Genomic DNA, 810 nt, shown 5'->3' on the forward strand with positions numbered 1-810 from the left:
TGTACGTGATCTGGCCACCTTCGTTCGCCTGTGCCGGAGCTGTCAGGGTAACGGTGGTGGTGTTGTCGGTGCCCGGAGTATCAGTCACGGTGGTGTTAACTGGCGCGGTGCCAGGCACCAGGTTTTCGAAGTGCTCGCCACCGGTCACACCTTTGATGGCGGTCGTGACGGTTTGATCGCCCTTGTACACGTCATCCGGCGCCACAACCGAAACGCTGCCGCTCGACTGATTTACACCAATGGTGATGCTCTGGCCGTTATCCAACGCTACGGTCAACGGATTGGTGATGTTAGTCACCGGCGTACCGCTCTTATCCACAAGGCTGGCGGTGTAAACAATGTTGCCGCCTTCGCCGACGGTGGTAGTGGCGGTCAGGACTACATCAACTTTGTCGATGGTGTCATTGATCGTGGTGGTTGCGCCGTTGCCAGCAACTTCCAGCTTCTCGAAGTTGCCGCCAGTCGCTTCAGTGATCTGGACGGTCTGAGTGCTCTTGTCGATAAACACGTCATCGCTTGGAGCAGGCACGGTCACGGTGCCGACGGTGTCGCCAGCCTTGATGGTGATGTTCGAACCGTTATCGAGTTTCAGCGTGACGTCAGTACCGGCCTTATTGCTTAAGGTCGCTGTGTAGGTGATCTGGCCACCTTCGTTAACAGCATTTGGTGCGGTCAGCGTGACAGTCGTAGTGTTGTCAGTACCTGGGGTATCAGTCACGGTGGTGTTAACCGGCGTGGTGCCTGGAACCAGATTTTCGAAATGCTCGCCACCGGTCACGCCTTTGATAGCGGTGGTGACGGTTTGGTCGC

At 56.8% G+C, this 810-nt stretch carries 1 protein-coding gene; it reads right to left on the reverse strand.

The annotated features are described in order from the left end of the window. Nucleotides 1-810, reverse strand: an 810-nt coding sequence (locus BFQ04_RS03860; protein WP_371914483.1) for an immunoglobulin-like domain-containing protein, incomplete at both ends; no start/stop codon positions are given.

The organism is Pseudomonas sp. 37 R 15, from assembly GCF_900004865.1.
In the GTDB taxonomy this organism is placed as follows: Bacteria; Pseudomonadota; Gammaproteobacteria; order Pseudomonadales; family Pseudomonadaceae; genus Aquipseudomonas; species Aquipseudomonas fluorescens_AM.